A 4,642-nucleotide genomic window follows, 5' to 3' on the forward strand; every position below is an offset into this window, starting at 1 on the left:
AAATGGAAACCGACGACTCACAGAACGTCCGGACCGAATGAAGGGGGCGGCTCAGGATCTCACCGGGGAAGATCGTGTGCTCACCACCTCGATCGCGCAGCTCATCCGAGACCACGTGCAGCTCGACGATGGTTCTCTCCCGTTGGGTATTCAATTCCTTTCCAAGCACGGACGCCCGGCGAACGGATCGGGGCTGTGCTGGGCGTATTGGATGCGCCAGGTCGACAGCGGCTTGGACGAGCCCGCCCAAGTCGTCGACGCTGAAGCGATCCTCGACGAGGACGCCGCGTACAAGACGGCGCAGGTGTTCTGCAAGATCAAATCGCGCTGACTCCGGCGGGGCGCGGTCGGTGATTTGGGTGTCGTTGACGGTGAAAAATGCCGCGTCCGGACGGACGGTGTTGGGGTCACGAGCGTCGTACCTTGGGCGTGCGTGATCGCGGTGGGTTGCTCGATGTGAGGCACGTGTGCCGTCGGTTCTACTCGGTGGGCTGACCGACGTGCGGGGCGGGGGAGAGGCGCGGCCCGATGGAGGTCGCTGACTCGCTTGGCTCGCGTCGATCCACACCGGAATCAGGGCAGGACTACGAGCAGCTGTGTGCCAGTCGGGTGACACGCATCATGAGTGTGTTTGCGGACGCGGGACGCAGTCGAAAGTCGCGGAGGCAGGGTCCCGTCAGTGCGGCGGGAATCCCGGCTTCCACTTCCTGGTCCTCAGCGGGGTGGGCTGCTTTGAGGATAGACCGATCTGATGCTGTCGGGAACAGTTGGAGCGCGCAGTGATTGGCGAGCTAACGTCCCGATTCTTGCGCGCTACGGTGATGAGAACGGACGGTTGCTTGTGTGCCGTGTGGAGTCGGTTTCGTGTCGCGGTCAGGAGTGGTGGTGGGGGTGGAATCGAGTGAGGATCGTGCGCAGTGGGACGCGAGACTTGTCACACTGTCGGACGCGTCAACTGTCGACCTGGGGCGGGTTGCGGAAGGGCTCGGCCGGTGTGAGTACGAGGAGCGAACGCGACTCGCGATTGACTTGGTTGAGCATCCGAATTTCAGTGTCGTTGAGGCCGTTCGAACCGTCGAGAAGCTGAACGTGATGTGGTGGGGTGACGACCCGATCGAGTGCTCAGCTGGGGCAGCGGCACTAACTGCCGCCCTCGCAGCTCACCGACAGATCTAGCGCCCGAGCTGCGTGCACAGCGGTCGTCAGAGACGGTGCCTTCGATGGCCGCACGTGCACTTCATGCGCGTGCTCAACCGCAGATGTGCCGAGGCGGCGTCACGCGTTCGCGGCCCGCATTAACGTGCCCGTGATCTGACCTCGCCGCGACCTGTTCGACCACCGTGGTGGCACTGCTTGCGAAACCGCGCGGCGAGATGAGGCTCCGTCGTCTTGCATCCGCAGGTCGGCTACCGCACCCAGCCTGACGGAGCAAGCTATAGGTTTAGCTGTGCTAAACCGGCTTGGCCCTCGACTTTGTGTCTCGGGCTTGGCACACTGGTGGTGTGGTCCCCGGGGTTGCGGGTTCGCTGCGCTGGGCCGGAAGGGGAGTGGTGTTCATGGATGAGCAGGCTCCGGTTGGGCGTGTGTTTGATCGTCGTCGTCGGGCGAATGTTGCGGGTGGTCGGCAGCATCGTCATGAGGTGAAGGTGTCGCCGGAGGAGGAGGGGATGCTGCTTCGTCGGGCGAACGCGAAGGGCATCACGGTCGTGCGGCTGTTGGTGGAGTCGGCGCTTGCTGAGGATGGTGGTGAGATCGCGTCTGATCGGCGTGCGTTGATGGTGGATTTGTTCGCGGCGCATCGCACGTTGGCGAGTCTGGGGAACAATGTGAATCAGATCGCGAAGGCCACGAACGCGGAGGGTGGTGTGCCGGGGGAGTTGGTGGAGCCGTTGCGGCACACGTTGGACGCGGTCCGTGCGGCGGCTGCCGTGTTGACGGACGCGATCGAGGAGCTCCCGAAGCCATGATGCCGAACGTGGTGCGCGGGGATCGCATGGCCGGGTTGTTGACGTATTTGGTTGGGCCTGGGCGCTCGAACGAGCACGCTGAACCGCATCTGGTGGCGGGGGATGCGCCGATGATGTCCTGGTTCGAGGATGCGGAGCTCAGTGGTGCGTCGGCGGCGCAGATCGCCCGCTATTTGGATCAACCGCGGCGCGCGTTCGGGACCGAGGTCAACGGTGGGCATGTGTGGCATGCGTCGTTGTCGCTGCGTGCTGAGGAAGGGCAGTTGACGGACGCGCAGTGGGGTGCGATCGCGACTGACTTCGTGTCCGCGATGGGCTTCGATGACCACAATGGGACGAAGGCGCCGTGCCGGTGGGTCGCGGTGCGGCACGGTGTCTCGGCGAACGGTAACGACCACATCCACATCGCGGTGAATCTGGTCCGTGAGGACGGGACGAAAGCGCCCATCCACAATGACTACTACCGTGCGCAGCAAGCCGCCCGTGGCCTGGAAGTTTCATACGCGTTGGAGGAGCTGGAGTCCGTTCGTCAGGAGAGGGCGACGCGCGGATATGACCCCGCCGAGCGGGAGGCGCAGGCGCGCGCTCGAGCGCGCGCTCGGCATGACCGGGAGCGGGCGAACAGTGGCGAGAAGCTGCCTCCTTGGGAGGCGTTGGCGGGTGACGCTCGCCGGGCGAAGATCGCCGCTGAGCTGCGCACGGATCAGCCTCGGTACCTGCTATCGCTGCGCGTGCGGGGGGCTGCCATCGCGTCGCACGATGAGGGGGAGTTCGTGCGCCGGTTGCGTCGCTCTGGCGTGCTCGTTCGGCCGCGGTTTGCGGATGGTCGAACCGACGTGGTGACGGGGTACTCGGTCGCGGAACGCCCCTCGTTTGGGGAGCGTCCGATTTGGTACGGCGGTGGACAGCTCGGCCGTGATCTGGCTCTCCCGAGGTTGCGCGCGGAGTGGTCGGATACTCCCGCGGGTGCGTCTGCTGCGGCTCGTGAGTGGGAGGCCGCGTATCGGGGGCGACGGGTGGTCGCACCTGGGCGTGAAGCGAAGGACATCGATCCGGAGATGTGGGATCGGCAGAGCAGTGAGTTGACCGCCACCGTCACGCGGTTGCGAGAGGTTCCGGTCGAGGATCGCGAGACGTGGGCGAGGGTCGCCAGGCAGTCAGCGGGTGTACTTGCGGCGTGGTCGAACGCGACCGAGAAAACGCCGGGGCATCTCGCGCTCGCGTCCGAAGCGCTTTCGCGTTCCGCGCAAACGTACCGGCGTCCTCCGCGGGATCTGGACGTGAACCGGCCGGCGTTCGCGGGCACGGCGATGCTCGTTGCGAGTGCGACCCGAGGCGGGCAGGGGATCATCGCGCAGCAGGCGATGATGCGGCAAATGCTCCGCCTCGCTCAGGCCATCCACGACGCGAATGTTGCTGCAGGCCAGGCGAAGCTGGCTGCGCGGCTTTTCGATGACACCCGGCATCGACTCGTCGCGGTGCGCAAGCGCCTCGACGCTCGAGCGTTCGAGGTGAAGTGGCCGTTCCTGCAGCGGAACGTGACATTGCCCGGACGAGCATTCGGTCCGCATACGGAACGGGACCAGCGCGCGTTCGACATTGCCGAGAACATGCGGCGCATGTACCCGCCCCTAAACCCCGGCAAGGGCCCATCGTCGCCACCCGCCGTCGACCGGAGGCACCTCAACACGCGACCCGACCGCGATCGTGGGATCGGGATGTGACGCGTCGGCCCCGCGCGTACAGACTCGGTGGGCAGTTCCGGCAAGGAGACTGAGCCTGCAGCAATTCGCTGACAGACAAGATCAAGGAGACCCGCATGGTCAAGACGACCATCCACCGCCTCATCGACGACCTCGACCAGACCGAGATCCCCGACGGAGAAGGGGAAACCGTTCGCTTCGGGCTGGACGGGAAGAGCTACGAGATCGACCTCACCGACGCGCACGCCATCAAGCTGCGCAGTCACTTCAACCGCTACGTCGAAGCCGGCCGCAAGACCAGCACCACCACGCGTTCGACGAAGACGAGCTCATCGAAGCACGACCTGGCTGCCGTGCGAGAGTGGGCACGAAGCAACGGCCACGAGGTGTCCGCGCGTGGCCGCGTCTCGGGCGAGGTCCTCAGCGCGTACGACGAGGCCACTGGCTCGTCACGCTGACCCATGGTGCGGCGCCGCCCGGCGCGACGTCGAGAAGGAGCAGGCGCGCGCGTCGGATGGATGTCGCCTCCGGTTGTGCCGTCACCTAATGTAAGTACATGCTCTCCACAAAGGCGCGGGCTCTGCTCGAGTACGAGCGCGCGCACCCGGAGATGGACCAGGAAAAGCTTGCCTGGCTGACGAAGAACGGGTGGCCTGTCGGTCGTCACGCAGAACAGATCGCACGTCTCTTGCTTGACGTCGATGTCATGGCCGAGTTCCCTGATCTCGCCGCGCGCTCCTCCAAACGCTACGAACACGGTCTGCGCACACACCGACCTCAATGAGCGCGACGGGCCGACCGGGATGGGAAGCCCGAAACGGCGCGAAGTTTCAAGCGCAGGTCGATGGCTTCTCGCAGCATGTGAATGATAAACAGGGTCTCTGAATCACCATCTCCCCTGGTCAGAAGCCAAATCTGATAATCCACGTTATGACAATCGGACCCTCCCTCGAAGAAGTTTCATTGGTGATC

At 64.8% G+C, this 4,642-nt stretch carries 4 protein-coding genes and 1 pseudogene; all 5 read left to right on the top strand.

Translation table 11 applies throughout. The annotated features are described in order from the left end of the window. Positions 1–331, top strand: a pseudogene (locus ACTIAO_RS17085) (hypothetical protein); the annotation flags it as partial. 1,336 nt (positions 332–1,667) lie between these two features. Then, the gene (mobC, locus tag ACTIAO_RS17090) at positions 1,668–1,967 is read left to right on the top strand and encodes a plasmid mobilization relaxosome protein MobC (protein ID WP_441907289.1); all 300 of its coding nucleotides are present in this window, start codon (positions 1,668–1,670) and stop codon (positions 1,965–1,967) included. Between the two features lie 110 nt (positions 1,968–2,077). After that, positions 2,078–3,691 carry a relaxase/mobilization nuclease domain-containing protein gene (locus ACTIAO_RS17095; protein ID WP_441907290.1) on the top strand — a complete coding sequence of 538 codons (1,614 nt, stop codon included), beginning with the start codon at positions 2,078–2,080 and terminating at the stop codon, positions 3,689–3,691. 95 nt (positions 3,692–3,786) lie between these two features. Continuing rightward, positions 3,787–4,128 carry a histone-like nucleoid-structuring protein Lsr2 gene (locus ACTIAO_RS17100; RefSeq protein WP_441907291.1) on the top strand — a complete coding sequence of 114 codons (342 nt, stop codon included), beginning with the start codon at positions 3,787–3,789 and terminating at the stop codon, positions 4,126–4,128. A gap of 98 nt (positions 4,129–4,226) precedes the next feature. Further along, positions 4,227–4,454, top strand: a complete 228-nt coding sequence (locus ACTIAO_RS17105; protein WP_441907292.1) for a hypothetical protein — start codon at positions 4,227–4,229, stop codon at positions 4,452–4,454. Positions 4,455–4,642 lie beyond the last annotated feature (188 nt).

It is taken from the genome of Microbacterium sp. (assembly GCF_052099035.1).
GTDB lineage: Bacteria > Actinomycetota > Actinomycetes > Actinomycetales > Microbacteriaceae > Microbacterium.